Source organism: Dietzia natronolimnaea (assembly GCF_002289575.1).
GTDB lineage: Bacteria > Actinomycetota > Actinomycetes > Mycobacteriales > Mycobacteriaceae > Dietzia > Dietzia natronolimnaea_A.
Window position 1 is genome coordinate 57,657 of sequence record NZ_NTGA01000019.1, and the last position, 19,663, is coordinate 77,319.

The following is a 19,663-nucleotide window of genomic DNA, read 5'->3' on the forward strand; positions in this document are numbered from 1 at the left end:
CGCGTCCGGGTCGCGGTCGCTTTCACGGTCCCGGTCGCGGTCGCGGAGGATCTCCGCCAGGCGGTCCTCGTCCAACCCCGACCACGCGACGTAGTCGGCCCACTCGTTGTCGGTCATGGTGGCGTTCCCGGTCATGAGGCGGGCAGGTCGAAGATCAGGACGGCCACTCGCCCCAGGAGGTCGATCGCTGCGGAACCCGTGGTGGTGATCTCGCCGATGACGATGGGCAGGGGGATGCTGAACATGATCACTCCTCGGTGGTGTCGGGGATGCTGCTGCGCTTGCGTCGGGCCAGGCCCAGGGCCAGGGCGCCGCCGAGGATCATGACCGCCGCCGCTCCGGTCAGCCAGGTCACGTCCGCGCCGGTGTTCGCGAGCGCGCCTCCGGCGGTCGCCGTGCGGGGAGCCGGGACACCGGGCCCACCCGCGTGTCCAACCTTCGTCGCCGTCCCCGGCCCTGTGGGGTCGGCGGGGGTCGACGGATCGGTGGCGTACGGATATGCCACCGCGTCGACAGGTCCGCGAGCCCCGACCCGCACGTCCAGCGCCGCCGGAGCCGGACGAACTACCACCGGACTGGAACCCGGTGTCTCCGGCGCGGGCGCCGGGGAGGTTGCTCGGGCCGACACCATGGGGGCGAGAACAAGCGTGGAGGTCACGAGAGCGATGACGGCACACAGCACCGCCAGCGCTGTAGAGGTGCCCGCCTCATCTCCGTCCCGATACGGGGGCGTCAGACGCCTCATGGGTGGTCCTTCCGAAGACAGAGCCCGTCACCACACCGGGCCCGCACGCACACGGTCCCAGCTGAGGGCCCCCTCGGGAGAGTTGCCCGCGCGGGCGGGTGGGGAGTCCCGGAGACGGATCCGGCCCGGCCGACAGCGACGGTGATCACGGTCGCGCGATTCGATCAACATCGACGCTAGCTCCCATTGGGGACGAATCACCTATCTCGCTGCCCTTTTCACCCGGGTGAAACCACGGGCGAAAGCGGTGATGAGCGGACTATCGCAGGCTTCTGCCCGGACGCACCGAGGGCCCCAGGTTGAGGTGTACGACCATCCTGCTCAGCGGTCAGAGGAGTCCGAGTCGTCGGGCTTCGTGGACCGCCGCGTCGCGGGACCGGACCCCGAGCTTGCGGTACACCGACCGCAGCTGCGTCTTGACCGTGTTGGCGCTGACGAAGTGCTGGCGAGCGATGGCGGTGATGGAGTCACCGGTACCCAGGCTCGCGAGGATGGCGAGCTCGCGCCCGGTGAGCTCGGTCGATCCCGGGGCCGGCGGCGGGGCCCCGGCATCGCGCACGGCGGGCGGCAGCTCGGGACCCAGCGTCGCGAACGTGGCCAGGGTGCCGGGGGCGAGCGTGGCGAAGGGACGAACAACTCCGGTGAGTGTGGACGTGGTGATCGCGCGCTCCAGGTACGTCACCGCCTCCTCCCTGTCGCCGAGACCGATCGAGGCGGCGGCACCGACCAGGGACAACTCCAGGGAATCCCGCTGCGTGCACCGGAGGTCCCCGTAGTGGTCCCGGACGACCCCCAATGCGCCCGCGAGGTCACCGTCGTACAGTCGGGCCCGGGCCCGGGCCGGCGCGGTGAGGGGGTCCGTGGACCCCCCGAGGAGGTCGAGGGCCACGCCCGTTTGCCCCATCGCCAGGTGGAGGTCGGCCCGGACCGCATCGAGTAGCGGCCCCACCACGGCGCCGTTCGCACGCAACCCCGGGAACCGCCTCATGTGGTGCTCGACGTACCGCAATCCGTCGGCCGGGGTGCCGGTCGCCAGGGCGATCTGGCCGTAGACGTAGAGGAAGAAACCCCAGAGTTCCTCCTGGTCCGAGGGAGGACCGAGATCGGTCATGAGATCGACGGCCGACTCGATGTCCAGGCGCTCGAGCCGCGCCAACGCGGACCCGATCATGCCGGCCGGGCGGACCACGACTTCCGAGTCGTGGGGCAGCTGCGGGTGCCGCTGCTCCTCCTCCCACCAGGAGTCGGCATCCCGGACGTGGCCGAGGATCGCGTTCACCAGAGTCAGCTTCCCGGCCGCGTCCCGCTCGATGAACGACCCGACCCCGAGCCGGTGACCCCGGCGCAGCATCTGATGAGCGTCGTCGAACCGCCCCACCAGGAGCAGGGTCAGGCCGAGGTGGAGAAACACGAACGCCGGGCCGTCCCGCTCCGCCTGCGTCGAGGACTCGAAGTCGGGGACGGGGACCCGGCGCAGCATCTCGTACTCCGAGGCGGCATTCTCGAAACGCCCGTCGATACGCAGCGAGATCATCCGCATCAACCGCTCGGCGTCATCCGAGACCTCGGGCAAGTCCACCAGATCCGGAGGCGGGGCGGGACTGTCCTTGGGCGCGGAGAACTGACTGTGCATCCTGCGCAACGTGCCGAAGAGCGGTTCGCTCTCGAGCACCTCGGGAGGGATCCGCTTGAGGTCGCCGTCCATGTGCAGGAAGTTGGTCGTGTACAGGGTCTTCCAATGCCCGCGGAGGACGTCCAGCACGAGGTCCCAGCGTTCGGCATCGATCGCGTGGACGAACGCCGTGTGAGGCCGTCCCTCCGCCAGCCAGTGGTCGATCAGGGCGATCCGCGCCTCGAGTAGGTCCTCCGGCCGCTCCGTTGCTGCGATGCGCAGGAGGGATGCCCTGATCGGGTCGGGCAGGTTCCAGGTCGGTTCGGCAGCCCGCGTGTCGAAGACGGTGAGTCCGTGCCTCTCGAGGGCGGCGAGTCCGTCGTCTACCGCGTTCTCCCGTCCGGTCACCCCGCCGATCGCCACGGCGACCGTGGGGGAGGTCAGCGGGATGGCCGTCGCGGCACGGAAGATCTCCCTCCTGTGGCGGCGCAGCTCCGCCGTCTCGGCCAGAACCCGGACGACCACCCGGTCCACCGCGCTGCGGATGCGCCCGACCCGGTCTGCGCGGGACCGGGAGTCCGACCTCAGGGCGTCCACACCGCTGTCGACCAGGCCGGCGATCCGACCCGTCTCCGCCGCGACCTCACCCAGAGGGATCGTCGACGCCGCGGGGAGGCCCGCCAGATCGATCGCGGCGGCGAGTTCGGCATCCGTGAGCAGGAGGTCCGCCGGAGACACGAACACCCTGTCCGCCGGCAGCCCCGGCGCCTCGTGCCACGCACCCGCGGTGCGGGTGGCCACCAGCACACGGAATATCCCGCCGGACGACTGCTCGAACAGGTCACGGACACGGTTCTCCGGCTCCCCCACCAGATGAAGGTCGTCCAGGACCAGTGTGAGGTGGCCTCGCCACGACCTGACCAGGGACGTCACCTGGTCGAACGGGTCTGCCGTCGGGTCCGTGGCGGCGCGGCGCGCACCGACCGGCCCGACAGTCGGTGCGCCGTCGTCCCGGTGCTCCAATAGCGACGTCGCGACCTCCTGCCAGTAGGTGTCAGGGGTGCTGCCCGGTTCGGGCTCGATCACCCCGGCGACGGCCCCCGGGGAGGCGGAGGCGGCCGACCACCGCCTGAGCAGGGTGGTCTTTCCGGAGAGCAGGGGGCCACGCACGACGACCAACCGCTCCGGCCCGGAGAGCGCGTCGAGCAGTCGCGTGCGCGGAGGGGACTGCGGGGTCGGGACGGGGCCCACCACACCGGCGGCGGGGCGACTCGCGATCATGCTCGCCTCCCCCTCCTTGAGTCAGACCGGCGCGCCGACACCACCGTTGATCCACCGGGTTTACTTCCTACGTTACGGCTCCCGCCCAACGACCTTCCAAGAAGATCACCCGGGGGCACTCACGCGGTCGTGCGCACGAACAGGTGCCACCCCAGCCAGATCCAGAAGGCCAGCAGCGCCCACCGGAGCAGCCAGAAACGGCGGACGAACCGGACGAGGTCGACGAGGTTCGGGAGAGCGGGGGAGCGCGCGGTCACCACCACCCAGAGGAGCACGAGTGACCAGACGACCACCCAGAGGACGAGGTTGGCGGAACGGTCCGCGGGGAGGAACGTCACCGTGTCACCAGAGCCCATCCCAGCCACGCCCACACGGCCAAGGCCGCGGCTCGAACCGGATAGAAGGACAAGGGCTGCTCGAACAACGAACTGAGCGTCGGGTAGATCGAGCGCGGTTCGGCGAAGAAATGCCCGAGTTGGATCACCGCGACGACCGCGAGGAGCACCACCCACACGATGATCGGCACGGGTCCGGCCTTGGAGAGGTCGCCCCTGCCGCCGGGGGAACCGGGCCTGTGCCACCCACGCCGCACCGCGAGGACGATCACGGCGAGGACCGGTGCGGCCACGGCCACACGCACGGGCCACGTCATGGGGTCGCCCAGCGCGGCGAGGGCTCCGTACACCGCGAAGCCGACCAGCACCAGCACGCGAGTGCGCGCCGACCGCCGCGCTCCGCGCACTGTGGGCCCGGCGCCGATCATGTCCGCGAGGGTAACAACACACTGGTGACAACACACCCGGGAGCACCGGTGTTCGCGCCCGCACGAAGGGTGGTGAGCGCATACTTGATCCCGTTCACACACGGGGTCACGACGGGTGGCCCACGCCGGTTCCGTCACGCGCTGGTTCCGTCACGCGCGCCGCCCACGGGAGCACCATGAGCACCGACCAGATCACCGAGAGCACGGACGACCCCGGCGTACCCGCGGAACCGTCCCCGTTCGCCACCGCGGCCGGTGCCGTCTCGCGTGCCGCCCGCCGCCTCCCGGTCACAGCGATCGTGCTGGCGGCCCTCCTCGTGACCGGGGTGGTGTTCGAGACCCTGTGGCGCGCCGCCCCCGTCGCCCCGTGGTTCGAAGGCGTGGCGTACGGCGTCCCTGCGCTCGAGGGCGGTCGGTGGTGGACGGTGTTCGTCGGCCCGTGGTTCGGGATGACCCCGCTCCAGCACGCGTCGCTTCTCGTGCTGGTGGCGGCGGGATTCGGTGTCGGCGAGTGGCGGTTGGGGTCCGCACGGACAGCGCTGGTCGCGATCGGCGGCCAGCTGATCGGGGTCCTCGGGGCGGTCGCCGTGCTCGTCCCCGGGAACGCGGTGGGCTGGGAGTGGGCCGCCGAGTTGTCCGTGGTGCTCGACGTGGGGTGCTCGACCGCGGTGATCGCCGTTCTGGCCGCCACCACCGCCACGCTGGTGTCCCCGTGGCGGCTGCGGGCGCGGGCGCTGCTCTACGGCTACGTGATCGTGTCGTTCCTGTTCCTCGGCCGTCTGGCAGACCTCACGCACCTCATCGCGTTCGCGGTGTTCCTGTTCGTGGGCGAGCGGTTCTTCTCACTCACCGAGCGGGGCCTGAGGCCCCGGACACGGCGGGAGACGAGGTTGGTCGTCTCGGCCGGGATGTGGTTCATCGCCGCGGTGCATGTGGTGGTGTACTTCGTCCCCGCGGACGGCCCCCTGGGCCCGACCGAGGCCGACGACGTGAGCCTGGCCGGAATGCTCGTGTCGGTCCTGGTCGCCGCGGTGACCGCCGAACTGCTCCGCCGCGGCTTCCGGGCGGCGTGGATGGTCGCCCTCGCCTACGCCGTGCTCACCGCGGTGGCCACGCTCGTCGTCACGGTGTTAGTGGTGGCGGCGGATTTCGAGAGCCTCGGCGCCGTCACGGCGGGCACCGGTCTGTTGTGGGCGGGCGAGGCCGTGCTGCTCGTGACCGGCCGGGGGGCGTTCGGGGTCCGGATCCGGCGCCGGGTCACCGGGTCCTCGGTCCATTCGGAGGACGTGGTGGACCGCGTCCGCGCGCTGATCCGTCAGCACGGGGGCAGCACCATGTCGTGGATGATCACGTGGCAGCCGATGAACTACTTCTTCGGCGCCGGAGGAGTCGTGGGGTACCGCCTCCACGTCGGGACGGCGATCGCGTTGGCGGATCCTGTCGCCGCGCCCGAGGATCGCCGCGGGCTGCTCACCGAGTTCGTGGAGTTCGCCGAGTCGCAGGCCGCGGTGCCGTGCCTGTTCTCGGTGTCGGCCGAGACCGCCGAGACCATGCGGGACCGCGGGTGGCGGGCGCTCCAGATCGCCGAGGACACCATCATGGACCTGCCTGACCTGGCGTTCGGTGGCAAGAAGTGGCAGAAGATCCGCAGCGCCATGAACAAGGCGCAGAAGAACGGGACGAGTTTCGTCTCCGGGCTCCTTCGGGAGCAGCCGTCCGCGATCCTGGGGCAGGTGCGCGAGATCTCCGAGCAGTGGGTGGGGGACAAGGAGCTCCCCGAGATGGGCTTCACCCTGGGCACGGTCGAGGAGGCACTCGACGACGACGTGCGCATCGCCCTGGCGGTGGACACCGACGGGGTCGTTCAGGCGGCGCTGTCGTGGCTTCCCGTCTACCGGGGTGGCACCGAGGGCGGCGTCCGCGGGTGGACCCTGGACGTGATGCGTAAGCGCAACGGCCCCGGCGCGAACAACATGATCGAGTTCCTCATCGCCCGCTCCGCGCTGGAGTTCAAGGACGAAGGGGCTGATTTCGTCTCGTTGTCCGGGGCTCCGTTGGCGCGCAGTGGCGACGACGACGAGGTGGCCACCCTCGACCGCGGTCTGGACCTGCTCGGCCAGGCCCTCGAGCCCTACTACGGGTTCCGCTCACTCCACCAGTTCAAGGCCAAGTTCAACCCTCGGATCGAGCCCGTGTTCCTGTGCTTCCGCGACGAGGCCGATCTGCCGCGAATCGGCGTGGCGATCGGCCGGGCGTACCTGCCGGGGGCGACGACCCGCCAGCTCGCCGCGCTGGCCCGATCCGGGAAGTCCGAGACCATCGACGCCTGAGGCGCCCGCCCCTCGATCACGCCCGCCCCTCGATCACAGGCATCCGCTCCCGCGCCTGCACGCCCCACCCCCAGCCGCCCTTTCGAGGGCATCCGCTCCCGCGCCTGCACGCCCCACTCCCAGCCGCCCTCCGGGATGAACTCTCGCCTGCGCCACGGCTCGCGCGAGAGTTCATCGCCGCGGGCGGCTGAGGGTGGCGGGGCGGCTGGGTGTGGGCGGGGGCGCGGCTGCTCCTGCGGTTGCGGCTCAGGCGCCGGCCGCCATGACGGCGGCCCGGGCCTCCCGCGCGGTGTCGCAGTCCAGTGCCAGCGCCGCCAACTCGCGGCACCGCGCGAGCGTCACCTCGCCCAGTGCGGCGCCGACGAACGGCAGCGCCGCGGTGGCCACCGAGAGCGAGCTGACGCCCAATCCCAACAGCACGCAGGCGAGCTGCGGATCCGCCGCCGCCTCGCCACACACGCCGACCGGGACGCTCCGCCCGCCCGGGACGGTGGCGGCGGCCCGGGCGACCGACCGGATGAGCCGGAGCACGGCGGGCTGCCACGGGTCGGTGAGCGCGGCCAGGCCGGAGGACATCCGGTCCGCGGCCATCACGTACTGGGTGAGATCGTTGGTCCCGATCGACAGGAAGTCCACGTAGGGCAGGAAGCGGTCCACCGCCACGGCAACGGCCGGGACCTCCACCATGATCCCGGGAGTCAGTCCACGCGTCCGGCAGCGGTCGGCGAAGTCGCGGGCCTCGTCGACCGTGGAGATCATGGGCGCCATCACCCACGGGGAGGAGTGGGCGCCGCCGGTCCGCCTGCCGGCCTCGGCCAGGGCGTCGAGCTGGCGGTCGAGCAGTCCCCGGTCGATCAGGTCGACCCTGATGCCGCGCACTCCGAGAGCGGGGTTGTCCTCCTCGGTCATCCCGGCGAACGCGAGCGGCTTGTCCGACCCGGCGTCCAGCGTGCGGGTGACCACCTTCGCGTTGGGAAAGGCCCCGAGGACGCGGGCGTACATCTCGGCCTGCTCGTCGACCGAGGGCTCGGTGGGGCGGTCGAGGAAGGCCAGTTCGGTGCGGAACAGTCCGATCCCCCCGGCCGGCCCCGCCGCCGCGGCCTCGGCGCCGGTGGCGTCCTGCACGTTGGCGTACAGGCTCACCTCGTGACCGTCGGCCAGGACGGCGGGGCCGGTCCATCCGGCCGCCACGTCCCGGAACCGCCGGTCCGCCGCGGCGGCGTCCTGCGCCGCGGCCTCGTCGGGGTCGACGGTCACCGTCCCGGCGCCACCGTCGACGAGGACCCGGGACCCGTCGGCCACCTCCGTGAGACCGGCCGCCGCGACCACGCAGGGGATGCCGAGCTGGCGCGCGATGATCGCGGTGTGGGAGGTGGGGCCCCCGTGTTCGATCACGATCCCCAGGACCATGGCCGGGTCGAGGCCGGCGGTGTCGGCGGGGGCGAGGTCGTCCGCCAACAGGACACCCGGCTCGTCGAACTCGGGGATCCCCGGTTCGGGCAACCCGCGGAGCTCGGCCACCACGCGGGCACAGATGTCGCGCAGATCGGTGACGCGCTCGGCCTGACGGCCGCCGACCTTGGTGAACATGGCGACGAACGTCTCCGTGGCAGCCATCGTGGCCGCCTCGACGCCCAGGCCCTTCTTCAGTTCCTTGACCACGGCTTTGGCCCACCCGCGGTCCCGCGCGAGCACGGCGTTCGCGGCCAGCACCTCGGCGCTGACCCCGGTGGCCAGCGCGGCGCGCTGGTCCAGCCGCCCCGCCACCGTGGTGGCGGCGGTGACGAAGCGCTCCCGGTCCGCCTCGAGCTGCTCCTCCCCCGGAGGACCCCCGGGAGCGGCGCCGTCGGGCTCCACCGCGGCGGCCTGCTCGGCTCGCCCCACCCACCGAGCGACCCCGTAGGCGAGGCCGGCCACCACGCCGGTTCCTCGGATGGTCGGCCCGGTCTGCGTGTCCAGCGACATGGGTGCTCCTTAACGGATCGGGCTCGTCGCCCGGTGGTGCTGTGTGGATTGTGACGAGAATAACTAATTTGGCTTGACTTTCCAACCGTATCGGGCAGAATCCAACATATTCGGTCATCAGAAGAAAGGTCGGGCCCCCGATGTACGGCAGCGAACGGCGACGACACATCGCGGAGGTACTGCAGGCGTCCGGCCGTGTCACCGTGGCCGACCTCGCCTCCGGCCTGGACGTCAGCGCCGAGACCATCCGTCGGGACCTGTCCCTGCTCGAGACCGAGGGGCTGCTCGAGCGCACCCATGGTGGCGCCGTCCCCGCCGTGCCGGGAGGGCGGGTCGAGCAGACGCTGGCCGCCCGCCGCACCGAGAACGTGACCGCCAAGTCCGCGATCGCCCGCGCCGCTCTCGCGCTGCTGCCGGCCCCGGGCGGCAGCGTGCTGCTGGACGCCGGGTCCACGACCGCCTGCCTGGCCGAATCCCTGGCGGAGCCGCTCGCCGAGGGCCACGGACTGTCGCTCATCACCAACTCGGTGCCCGTCGCGGACGCGCTCCACCGCTCCGGCGCCGCCCCGCTCCACCTGCTCGGCGGCGCCGTCCGCGGCCTCACCGGGGCGTGCGTGGGCGCGACGGTCCTGCGGGCCCTGGACGCCATCCGGGTGGACATCGCCTTCCTCGGCACCAACGGGCTCACCGTCGAGCGGGGGCTCACCACGCAGGATCCCGACGAGGCGGCCGTCAAGAGCGCCATGTGCGACGCGGCCCGCCGGGTGGCGGTGCTCGCGGACTCGAGCAAGTTCGGCCACGAGTTCCTCATCTCCTTCGCCGACCTGGACCGGATCGACGTCCTGGTGACGGACTCCCCGCCCACCGGCGCGCTGGCCGGCGCCCTCCACGACCGCGGGATCGAGGTTCTCCTGCCATGATCGTCACCCTCACCATGAACCCGTCGGTGGACCGCTCGGCGGTACTCGCCACCGCGCTGACCCTCGGCGCGGTCAACCGCATCGCCGACTCCCACGACTCCCCCGGAGGTAAGGGGATCAACGTGGCCCGGGTGTTGGCCGCGGGCGGGACCGAGGCCACAGCGGTCTTCCCCGCTCCTGCCCACGACCCGTTCGTCGCCATGTGCTCTGCGGCGGGCGTGCCCGCGGCCGTGGTACCCGCCGAAGGCCCGGTCCGGGTGAACCTCACCCTCGCCGACCCGGACGGGACCACCACCAAGATCAACGCACCGGGCCCCGTCGCCACCCCGGAGATGCTCGACCGGGTCCGGTCGGACGTGGCCGCGCTCGCAGCGAAGGCCACCTGGGTGGTTCTGAGCGGATCACTGCCGGGCGGCGTGTCCGCGGGTTTCTACGCCGACCTGGTCGCCGAACTACGCGGAACGGGGGCACGCCTCGCCGTCGACACCTCCGACGCGCCGCTCGCCGCCCTCGCCGCCCGGTTCCCCTCCGCCGCCCCTGACCTCGTCAAACCCAACGGCGAGGAGTTGGGCCAGCTCGCCGGGGTCGACGGCGTGGAACTGGAACGCCGCGCCGCGGACGGGGACCTGGCACCGGTCGTGGAGACCGCCCGGACGCTGCGTGCCTCGGGAGTGGGGACCGTGTTGGTCACCCTGGGCGGTGCGGGAGCGGTCCTGGTCGGCGGCGGCGATGACGACGACGCCGACGGCGAGGCGTGGTTCGCGACCACCCCGCCCGTCCGCGTCCGATCCACGGTCGGGGCCGGCGACTCCGCGCTCGCCGGATACCTCCTGGCCGACGCCCGCGGGCTCCCTCCGGCGGAGCGGCTCGCATGGGCCGTGTCCCACGGCAGCGTGGCCGCCTCCCTCGCCGGCACCGGCCTCCCCCTCGGATTGGACCCGGACACGTTCCGGGCGACCGTCCGCCGACTCGACTGACCCGACCGCACCTTCGACCCATCGACGAACCCATCGACGAACCCCGAGCAGAAGACCCATGAGAAAACACGGAGGAAGGCCATGAGCCACCCGATCATCGAGACCGCCACGGTGCGGCTCGACGCCGATCTCGGCAGCAGCAAGGACGAGGTGATCCGGGCGCTGGCCGGGGCGCTCGTCGACGCGGGCCGCGCGAACGACCTCGACGCGCTGGTGTCCGACCTGATGGCCCGCGAGGGCAAGGCGGCCACCGGGATGAAGGGCGGGATCGCCATCCCGCACTGCAAGTCCGAGGCCGTGGCCGAGCCCAGCCTGGGCTTCGCCCGCCTCGACCCGCCGGTCGACTTCGGAGCCAAGGACGGCCCGGCCGACCTGGTGCTGATGATCGGGGCCCCGGCCGGCGGCGGCAAGGAGCACCTGAAGATCCTCGCCACCCTCGCGCGCAACCTGGTGCGCGCGGAGTTCGTGGACGCGCTCCGCGCGGCGGCCACCCCCGAGGACGCGGTCTCGGTGATCCAGGGGGTGCTCACCCCCGCGGCGGACGCCTCGTCGTCGTCGCCCTCGGGTTCCACCTCCGCCGCCTCAACCGCGACGACCGCCGCGGCCACGTCCGCCACCGCCACCACCGCCGGGTCCACCACGGCGAGCGGCACGGGCGGCGGACAACCCCTCCGCCTGGTCGCGGTGACCGCGTGCCCGACCGGCATCGCCCACACCTACATGGCCGCCGACTCCCTGGACCAGGAGGCTGCCAGGCGGGGCGTGCAGATTCAGGTGGAGACGCAGGGCTCGGCCGGGTCCACCCCGCTGGACCCCGCCGTGATCGAGGCCGCCGACGCCGTCATCTTCGCCACCGACGTCGGCGTGCGCGACCGCGGCCGGTTCGCGGGCAAGCCCGTGGTCGAGTACGGCGTCAAGAAGGCGATCGACTCCCCCGCGCGGGTGCTCGACGAGGCGTTGGCCGCGGCGGGCGACCCCGACGCCAAACGCGTCCCCGCCTCGTCCGGATCGGGTGGGGACTCGAATTCCGGCGGGTCCGGGTCGGACGAACACTGGGCCCGCGGCCTGCAGCGCGCGGTGATGACCGGTGTGTCATACATGATCCCGTTCGTCGCTGCAGGTGGCCTGTTGCTGGCGCTGGGGTTCCTGTTCGCCGGATACGACGTGGCGTTCGTCTGGCAGGAGGTGGCCACCGGGTTCACGTTGACCGACCTGCCCGGTCAGGTCTGGTATCTCGACGGTGAGATCGTGTCCGCCGGGACCGCCGGAGCCGAGATGCTCACCCACGCCGGCCTGAGGTTGTACATCGGCGCCGTACTGTTCGCGATCGGGCAGGCCGCGATGGGCTTCATGATCGCGGTCCTGTCCGGGTACATCGCCTACGGGCTGGCCGACCGCCCGGGCATCGCGCCGGGCTTCGTGGGCGGCGCGCTCTCGGCCACCCTCGGCGCCGGGTTCATCGGTGCGCTCGTCACGGGCATCCTCGCCGGCTACCTGGTGCGGTGGATGACCACCTGGAAGACCCCGCGCTGGCTGTCCGGCCTCATGCCGGTGGTGCTGATCCCGCTGCTCGGATCGCTCGCGATCGGCCTGCTGATGTTCCTGCTGCTCGGCCGCCCGCTGGCCTCGCTGACCTCCGCCATGGAGTCGTGGCTGGGCGGGATGAGCGGAACCTCGGTGATCCTGCTCGGCGTCATCCTGGGCCTCATGATGTGCTTCGACCTCGGCGGACCGGTCAACAAGGCCGCGTACACCTTAGCCACCGCGGGACTGGTCGCCGACAACCCCGCCTCGCTGCGGATCATGGCGGCCGTGATGGCCGCCGGCATGGTGCCGCCCCTGGCCATGGGCCTGGCGACGGTCGTCCGCAAGCGCCTGTTCACCGAGGTCGAGCAGGAGAACGGCCGGGCCGCGTTCCTGCTCGGTGCCAGCTTCATCACCGAGGGGGCGATCCCGTTCGCCGCCGCCGATCCCATCCGCGTGATCCCGTCGATGATGGCCGGTGGCGCGGTCACCGGAGCGCTGATCATGGCATTCTCGGTGGAGTCCTACGCGCCGCACGGCGGTCTGTTCGTGGTGTTCGCCATCAACCCGGTCTGGGGCTACCTGGTGGCCATCCTCGCGGGCATGCTGGTCTCGACCACAGCCGTGGTCCTGGCCAAGAGCGCCCGCCGTGATCCCGCTCCCGTCGCGGCACCGGCACCCGTCGCCGTCGCCGCCTGATCCCCACCCGACCGCACTCCGGCGGGTCGGTCCGCCGGCCCGCCACTCCACCCGTCACGAGGAGACACCATGCCCACCACCACCGTCATCGTGGGATCCGCCGAGGGGCTGCACGCCCGCCCCGCGGGGATCATCGCCGAGGCCGCCGAGAAGTACGACACGGACATCGAGATCGCGTTCGACGGCGAGGAGGCCGACGCCGCCTCGGCGATGCTCATCATGGCGCTCGGAGCCGAGAAGGGGGCCGAGGTCACGGTGAGCGGGGACGACTCGGCGGCGGTGGCCGAGATCGCCGCCCTCATCGAGCAGGATCTCGACGCGGGGTGACCGTCCTGGTCGTGGGATCGGGTGGGTACCTGGGAACACGCCTCGTGCCCGAGCTGCTGGCCCGGGGGCACCGCGTCCGGGCCGGCGTCACCGATCCCCGGCGGGCGGGGTCCCGCGAGCGGGCGTCACACGAGCGTGGGTCCCACGACCGGGGCGGCCGCGCGGAGACGGTCCACTGCGACGTCCTCGACCCGGACTGCCTGCCCGCCGCCCTGGACGGCGTGGACTCGGTCGTCTACCTGGTCCACCGTATGGGGCACGGGCCGGGTTTCCGGTCCGAGGACGCGGCGGGCGCCACCGCGATGCGCGAGGCGATGGCCGCGGCCGGAGTCGGTCGCTGCGTCTACGTCTCCGGACTCGCACCGTCAGCCGGTCCGGGTGAGACGCTGTCCCGACACATGTCCTCCCGGCTCGAGGTCGAACAGCTGCTCTCGGCCGGACCCACGCCGGTCTTCACTCTCCGGGCCGGCATCGTCCTCGGTGCCGGCTCGGTGAGCTTCGAGCTGCTGCGCACCCTGTGCGATCGGTTGCCGGTCCAACCCGTGCCCAGCTGGATGCGCGGCAGCCGGGTCGAGCCGGTCGCCGAGCGCGACGTCCTCGAGGCCCTGTGCCACGCGCTTGAGGGCTCTCCCCGCTCCGGACACGGGGACCTCGGCTGCGGCGAGGCCCTCACCTACCCCGCGCTGCTGCGCAGGTTCTCGCGGGTCGCGGGCCTGCCCACCCTCCGCGTCCCGGTGTTCGGGGTGCCGTGGGATCTGGTCGCCGCGGGGCTGTCCCCCGTCGTCGACTCGGACCCCGCCACCGTCGGCGCGCTGGTCGAGAGCCTCCGGCACGACATGGTGACCACCGACCGGACCCCGGACCTGCTTCCCGCCGGGTGGGAGCGGACGGGTATCGACGACGCCATCCGCCGTGCGCTCCGCGACTGACGTCACGATCCGGGTCCGACCCCACCGGTCACGCCACACCTCCGCGCGAGCGCGGGGTGTGGGGGACAATCGAGCGATGCCCCCGAATCTCCCGTTCACCGCCGCGACCTTCATCCGCGCAGCACTGGACCGCCACGGGCCGAGCAGCACGACGGACGACATCGGTGAGAAGCTCCTCGACGCGGCCGTGCGTCAGTTCGAGACCTTCGGCGTGACCCGGTCCACGATGGGGGACATCACGCAGCGGTCGGGCCTGTCCCGGATGACCCTCTACCGCCGGTTCGCCAACAAGCAGGAACTGATCAACGCGGTCCTGCTGCGCGAGTCCGGCCGCATTCTGGCCGGGCTGAAGCAGGAGATCGACCGCTACGACGACGTGGAGTCCAAGCTGACCGAGGGGTTCCTCTACACGGTCGAGACCCTGCGCGCCCACGGTCTGCTCAACCGACTCCTCGAGAGCGAGCCCGAGGTCGCCGTCCCCTACCTGACGGTGCGGGGCGAGCCCCTGGTCAGTAACAGTGCCGAGTTCCTCGCCTCGGAGATGGCCTCCAGTCTCGACGACTCACGGTCCCACGAGGAACTGCTGGTGGCGGCCGAGGTGGCCGTTCGACTGGTGATCTCGTTCGTACTCACCCCGTCCACCACGATCGATCTGGACGACCCCGACGTAGCACGCGACTTCGCCCGCAGGCACCTGGGTCCACAACTCCGCGGGCAGAGGGGCGCCTCCGACGGGTCCTAGGCGATCGGGCGTTGACACGAGGGGCAGTGCTGTCTAGCCTCAGTTACAGAGAGACCTCACGTGTCACTCTGTACTTCCTTCTCTGTACGCCGAGGCTCTCTCCGGCCCGAGCGGCCGGAAGACGAAAGGGATCGCCATGCCCGCACCCACCCCCACCGCCGCCCCCTCGATCCGGACCGAGCCGCCGGCCCCGACCCCGACCAGTTCTCGCCAGGAGTACGACGCCACCCTCCTCCGCCTGTCCGAGGCATCGGTGCGACGCCACTTCGACGCGTTCGTCGACGTCCCCTGGGACCATCCCGACTTCCAGGTGGACCGCACCGACGAGCGCTGGATCCTGCCCGCGGCCGTCGACCCGCTGGGCGCCCACCCCTGGTACCAGTCCCTGCCCGTGGAGAGGCGGATCGAGATCGGCATGTGGCGCCAGGCCAACATCATGAAGGTCGGCCTGCAGTTCGAGAATCTCCTGATCCGCGGGATCATGCAGTACATCGCCACCCTGGACAACGGGTCGGCCGAGTTCCGGTACCTCACCCACGAGGCGACCGAGGAGTGTCACCACACCCAGATGTTCCAGCAGGGCGTGAACATCATCGGCGCCGACGTACCCGGTCTGCCCCGCTGGCTGCGCAGGGTCTCGCCGGTCATCCCCTGGTTCGCCTCTCTCACCCCCGTGGGCTTCTTCATCGGCGTCCTCGCAGGCGAGGAGCCCATCGACCACACCCAGAAGCAGATCCTGCGTGGCGCGGACGAGCTCCCGCCCGTGCTGAGCCGGATCATGGAGATCCACGTGGCGGAGGAGGCCCGGCACATCTCCTTCGCCCACACCTACGTCGCCCGCTACGCGCCCCGGTTGTCGCGCGGCCAGAGCTTCGCCATCTCCCTGGCGTTCCCCGTGATCATGCGGGTGCTGTGCGACGCCATCCTCAAGCCGACCAAGGAGTTCCGCGAGGAGTTCGGCGTCCCCCGCGAGGTCATCGACGAGCTCTACTGGGACAGCCCGAAGTCCCGTGAGTTCCTGTCGGACCTCTTCTCCGACGTCCGCATGCTCGCCGAGCAGTCCGGTCTGATGAACCCCCTCGCGCGGCGGGTCTGGCGGGCGCTGAAGATCGACGGTCGCGCCTCCCGCTACCGCAGCGAACCCCCCGTCACGTACGCCACCGGCGCCTGATGCCCCACGTCGTCACCCAGGCCTGCTGCGCCGACGCGTCCTGCGTGCACGCCTGCCCGGTCAACTGCATCCACCCGACCCCGGACGAACCGGACTTCGCCACCGCGGAGATGCTGTACATCGACCCGGATGTCTGCGTGGACTGCGGCGCGTGCGTGGGCGCCTGCCCGGTCGGCGCGATCGTCCCCGACGACCGCCTCACCACGGGTGAGCAGGTCTTCCTCGACCTCAACGCCGTGCTGAGCACGCCCTCACGACCGTATCCGCCCCAGGCGCCGGTTCCCCCGATCCGCCGTCTGGAGAACGATCGGGGACGTGCCGGGCACCCGCTGCGGGTCGCGATCGTCGGGGCCGGTCCGGCCGCTCTCTACACCGCGGACGAACTACTCAGGCAGCCGGGCGTCGAGGTGACCGTGTTCGACCGTCTGCCGGTCCCCCACGGACTGGCCCGTCACGGCGTCGCCCCCGACCACGCCCGGACCCGGTCGGTCACCGACCTGTTCACCCTCATCGAGAACCAGCCCGGGTTCACCTACCGCCTGGGCGTGGAAATCGGCCGGGACCTCGGCGTCGACGACCTCGCCGCGCACCACGACGCCGTGGTGTACGCGACCGGGGCCAGTACCGACCGCCCCCTCGACATCCCGGGGGCCGGACTCCCCGGGAGCATGTCCGCGACGCAGGTGGTGAGCTGGTACAACGCCCACCCCGACCACGTCGACGCGCGCGTCCCACTCGACCACGAGCGGGCCGTCATCGTCGGTAACGGCAACGTCGCCCTGGACGTCGCCCGGATCCTCGCCACACCCGCGCACTCCCTCGCCGGGACCGACATCTCCCCCGTGGCCCTGGAGGCACTGCGCGGCAGCCGGGTGCGCGAGATCGTGGTGCTGGGCCGGCGCGGGCCCGCGCAGGCCGCGTTCACGCTCCCCGAACTGATCGGGCTGGCCTCGCGGGACGACATCGATCTCCGCGTGCAGGCCCCGGACGGGATCGACCCCGGGGCGGCGAGCGACCGCCAGAGGTCTCTCATGCTCGACTGCCTCGCGGACGTCGCCGCCCGTCCGCCCCGCCCGGGCAGCCCGCGGATCGTCCTGCGTTTCCAGGCCGCCCCCGTGGAGGTCCTCGGTGAGGACCGGGTCCAGGGACTGCGGATCGCTGCAACGGAGCTGACGACCCGCGACGGCGACGTGCGCGCGGTACCCCGTCCGGGAACGGAGGAGGTGCTGGACGCGGGGCTGGTGCTGCGCTCGGTGGGGTACCGCGGGGTGCCCGTGCCCGGCGTGCCGTTCGACCCGGCCACCGGGACCATCCCCCACCGGGGCGGCCGCGTCCTCGACCGCCCCGGCGGGTCCGAGGTCCCCGGCGCCTACGTGGCCGGGTGGATCAAGCGCGGACCGCGCGGGTTCATCGGATCCAACAAGACCTGCGCCCGGGAGACGGTCGACGCGCTGCTCGCCGACGCCAACGCGGGTCTGCTCGGCCGGGCCGGGGCGGCCGGGCGCTAGTCGATCGTCAGCGTGTCCTCGGCCTCCACCTCGGCCGCGCGGGAGGTGTCCTTCAGCGCCACCCCGGACGCGCCGAGCTCCCGCGCCCCCGAGATGAGCCGCGCGACGATGTGCGCGGATCGGGCGTAGTCCAACCCGTCCGGCGGGTGGATGTTGGAGATGCAGTTGCGCCCGGAGTCGGGGGTGCCCGGTGCGGGAAGGTGGGTCAGGTAGATGCCCAGACTGTCGGCGACCGACAATCCCGGCCGCTCGCCGATCATCACCACGACCGTGCGTGCGCCCATGGCGCGGGCGAGATGATCGCCCAGTGCCACCCGCGCTTCGGTCGCGATCACGGGCGGGGCGAGCGAGTACTGCTCCGACAGCTCGGACACCAGCGCGGCGAGGAGCCCGGCGCCATGGTCCATGAGCGCCCGGGGGGACAGGCCGTCGGCCAGGACGAGGCCCACGTCGAATTCCCCCGTCGTGATCGAGGACAGGTCCCGGGGCACCCGTCCCAGATCCGGGCGCCGGAGGTATTCCGCACGCGAGGAGGCCTGCGAGGTGACGACCGCCGGCTCCCCGATGCCGATCTCCCGCACCTGCGCGGCCAGGGCCCGGACGTCCAGCGGCATGTGGACGGCGTCCCGCGCGGCGGCGTGGGCGGACCGGAACTCCAGGACCCGGCGGGTGGGGAGCGAGTCGCCGGTGCGGCCCAGCCCGATACGCGCCTGGGTGCTGCGGCGCAGTTCCTCCCAGAAGGAGGGCTCGATCCCGCTCATCGCGTCCCCGTCAGCGCACGGAGCGGAGACCCGGTGGCGTCGATGTCGAGGATCCGTCCCCGGGCGTCGACCATGCCCAGACGGTCGAGCCAGGCCGCGAACTCGGGGGCCGGGGTCAGCCCCAGCACCTGCCTGACATACAACACGTCGTGGAAGCTCAGGCTCTGATACCCCAGCATCACGTCATCGGCGCCGGGCACCGCGATGACGAACGCGGTGCCCGCCGCACCGAGCAGCGTGAGCAGGCTGTCCATGTCGTCCTGATCGGCCTCGGCGTGATTGGTGTAGCAGACGTCCACACCCATCGGCAGACCGAGGAGCTTGGCGCAGAAGTGGTCCTCGAGCCCTGCGCGGATGATCTGTTTACCGTCGTAGAGGTACTCGGGCCCGATGAACCCCACGACCGTGTTGACCAGCAACGGCTCGAGATCCCGGCACACCGCGTACGCCCTGGCCTCGAGCGTCTGCTGGTCCACGGGCCGGCCTCCCGTCCCCAGGTGCGCGCCGGCGCTCAACGCCGAGCCCTGTCCGGTCTCCAGGTACATCACGTTGTCGCCCACGGTGCCTCGGTGCAGCGAGCGGCCCGCCTCGTTGGCCTCGCGCAGCAGCGCGAGGTTCACCCCGAAACCCGAGTTCGCGCCCTCCGTGCCGGCGACGGACTGGAAGACCAGATCCACCGGCGCCCCCTGCTCGATGAGTTCCATCGTCGTGGTGACGTGTGACAGGACGCAGGACTGCGCGGGGATCTCGAAGCGCTGGCGTATCTCGTCGAGCAGATACAGGAGTTCAGAGGTGGCGTGCGGGGAATCCGTCGCGGGATTGACACCGATCACCGCGTCGCCGGAGCCCAGGAGCAGACCGTCGAGGGTGGCCGCGGCGATGCCCCTCGGATCGTCGGTCGGATGATTGGGCTGCAGGCGCGTGGCGAGGGTGCCCGGCAGCCCCACGGTGGTGCGGAACGCCGAGGTCACCCGGACCGCTCGGGCCACGGCGATCAGGTCCTGGTTGCGCATCAGCTTGCTCACCGCCGCCACCATCTCCGGGGTCAGCCCCGCGGCCACGGAGGCCAGCGCCGCGGCCGCCCCGGGGGAGGCCGCGACCTCGAGGAGCCAGTCGCGCAGTCCCCCCACCGTGAGGTGGGCCACCGGCGAGAACGCACCGCGATCGTGCGAGTCGACGATGAGACGGGTGACCTCGTCGGTCTCGTACGGCACCAGCAGGTCCTCGAGGAAGGTCTCGAGCGGGACCTCGGCGAGTGCCCACTGCGCGGCGGCACGTTCGGCGTCGGACGCCGCCGCGCACCCGGCCAACTCGTCACCAGATCTCCGTGCGGACGCCTTGGACATCAGGTCCACGAGTCCGTCGAACTGATAGGTCGTTCCCGAGACCTGCTGGGTGTACTTACTCAT

At 71.8% G+C, this 19,663-nt stretch carries 16 protein-coding genes; 9 read left to right on the plus strand and 7 right to left on the minus strand.

The annotated features are described in order from the left end of the window. Nucleotides 1-247: 247 nt before the first annotated feature. The 4 genes from CEY15_RS18155 to CEY15_RS11205 form a co-directional block, all read right to left on the minus strand. Nucleotides 248-745, minus strand: a complete 498-nt coding sequence (locus CEY15_RS18155; protein WP_141244251.1) for an LPXTG cell wall anchor domain-containing protein — start codon at nt 743-745, stop codon at nt 248-250. A gap of 328 nt (nt 746-1,073) precedes the next feature. Further along, on the minus strand, nt 1,074-3,638 hold the full coding sequence (locus CEY15_RS11195; RefSeq protein ID WP_095718517.1) for a LuxR C-terminal-related transcriptional regulator: 2,565 nt from the start codon (nt 3,636-3,638) through the stop codon (nt 1,074-1,076). 119 nt (nt 3,639-3,757) lie between these two features. Next, nucleotides 3,758-3,976 carry a hypothetical protein gene (locus tag CEY15_RS11200; RefSeq protein ID WP_095718518.1) on the minus strand — a complete coding sequence of 73 codons (219 nt, stop codon included), beginning with the start codon at nt 3,974-3,976 and terminating at the stop codon, nt 3,758-3,760. Next, a complete protein-coding gene (locus CEY15_RS11205) occupies nt 3,973-4,401 on the minus strand; it encodes a hypothetical protein (protein WP_141244252.1) in 429 nt (142 codons plus the stop codon). The genes CEY15_RS11200 and CEY15_RS11205 overlap by 4 nt, the downstream gene beginning before the upstream one ends. 176 nt (nt 4,402-4,577) lie before the next feature. Here CEY15_RS11205 and CEY15_RS11210 point away from each other — a divergent pair, with 176 nt between their 5' ends. Further along, nucleotides 4,578-6,731 carry a bifunctional lysylphosphatidylglycerol flippase/synthetase MprF gene (locus CEY15_RS11210; protein ID WP_095718520.1) on the plus strand — a complete coding sequence of 718 codons (2,154 nt, stop codon included), beginning with the start codon at nt 4,578-4,580 and terminating at the stop codon, nt 6,729-6,731. A 246-nt stretch (nt 6,732-6,977) separates the two neighbouring features. Here CEY15_RS11210 and CEY15_RS11215 read toward each other — a convergent pair whose 3' ends face one another. Then, complete coding sequence (locus CEY15_RS11215; protein WP_095718521.1) at nt 6,978-8,696, minus strand: putative PEP-binding protein; 1,719 nt, start codon at nt 8,694-8,696, stop codon at nt 6,978-6,980. Between the two features lie 140 nt (nt 8,697-8,836). On the opposite strand from CEY15_RS11215, the gene CEY15_RS11220 reads away from it, so the two are divergent. From CEY15_RS11220 to CEY15_RS11255, 8 genes are all read left to right on the plus strand, one after another. Continuing rightward, nucleotides 8,837-9,616 (plus strand): DeoR/GlpR family DNA-binding transcription regulator, encoded by a 780-nt coding sequence (locus CEY15_RS11220; protein ID WP_017838308.1) that lies wholly within the window; start codon nt 8,837-8,839, stop codon nt 9,614-9,616. Next, nucleotides 9,613-10,593, plus strand: a complete 981-nt coding sequence (locus tag CEY15_RS11225) for a 1-phosphofructokinase family hexose kinase (protein ID WP_095718522.1) — start codon at nt 9,613-9,615, stop codon at nt 10,591-10,593. Before CEY15_RS11220 ends, CEY15_RS11225 begins: the two co-directional genes overlap by 4 nt. Nucleotides 10,594-10,674: 81 nt before the next feature. Further along, complete coding sequence (locus CEY15_RS11230; RefSeq protein ID WP_095718523.1) at nt 10,675-12,816, plus strand: PTS fructose transporter subunit IIABC; 2,142 nt, start codon at nt 10,675-10,677, stop codon at nt 12,814-12,816. A 69-nt stretch (nt 12,817-12,885) separates the two neighbouring features. Further along, entirely contained in the window at nt 12,886-13,143 is a 258-nt protein-coding gene (locus CEY15_RS11235) for an HPr family phosphocarrier protein (RefSeq protein ID WP_017838305.1), read from the plus strand. After that, nucleotides 13,140-14,072, plus strand: a complete 933-nt coding sequence (locus CEY15_RS11240; protein ID WP_017838304.1) for an NAD(P)H-binding protein — start codon at nt 13,140-13,142, stop codon at nt 14,070-14,072. Before CEY15_RS11235 ends, CEY15_RS11240 begins: the two co-directional genes overlap by 4 nt. 76 nt (nt 14,073-14,148) lie before the next feature. Continuing rightward, entirely contained in the window at nt 14,149-14,814 is a 666-nt protein-coding gene (locus CEY15_RS11245) for a TetR/AcrR family transcriptional regulator (protein WP_042330255.1), read from the plus strand. A gap of 136 nt (nt 14,815-14,950) precedes the next feature. Beyond that, a complete protein-coding gene (locus CEY15_RS11250) occupies nt 14,951-15,985 on the plus strand; it encodes an AurF N-oxygenase family protein (RefSeq protein ID WP_095718524.1) in 1,035 nt (344 codons plus the stop codon). Next, nucleotides 15,985-17,493: an FAD-dependent oxidoreductase gene (locus CEY15_RS11255; RefSeq protein ID WP_017838301.1), complete on the plus strand. Its 1,509-nt coding sequence runs from the start codon at nt 15,985-15,987 to the stop codon at nt 17,491-17,493. The genes CEY15_RS11250 and CEY15_RS11255 overlap by 1 nt, the downstream gene beginning before the upstream one ends. Here the strand turns inward: CEY15_RS11255 and eutC are convergent. Together eutC and CEY15_RS11265 are read right to left on the minus strand one after the other, a co-directional pair. Continuing rightward, nucleotides 17,490-18,254: an ethanolamine ammonia-lyase subunit EutC gene (eutC, locus tag CEY15_RS11260; protein WP_017838300.1), complete on the minus strand. Its 765-nt coding sequence runs from the start codon at nt 18,252-18,254 to the stop codon at nt 17,490-17,492. The genes CEY15_RS11255 and eutC overlap by 4 nt on opposite strands. Next, nucleotides 18,251-19,663: an ethanolamine ammonia-lyase subunit EutB gene (locus tag CEY15_RS11265; RefSeq protein WP_095718525.1), complete on the minus strand. Its 1,413-nt coding sequence runs from the start codon at nt 19,661-19,663 to the stop codon at nt 18,251-18,253. The genes eutC and CEY15_RS11265 overlap by 4 nt, the downstream gene beginning before the upstream one ends.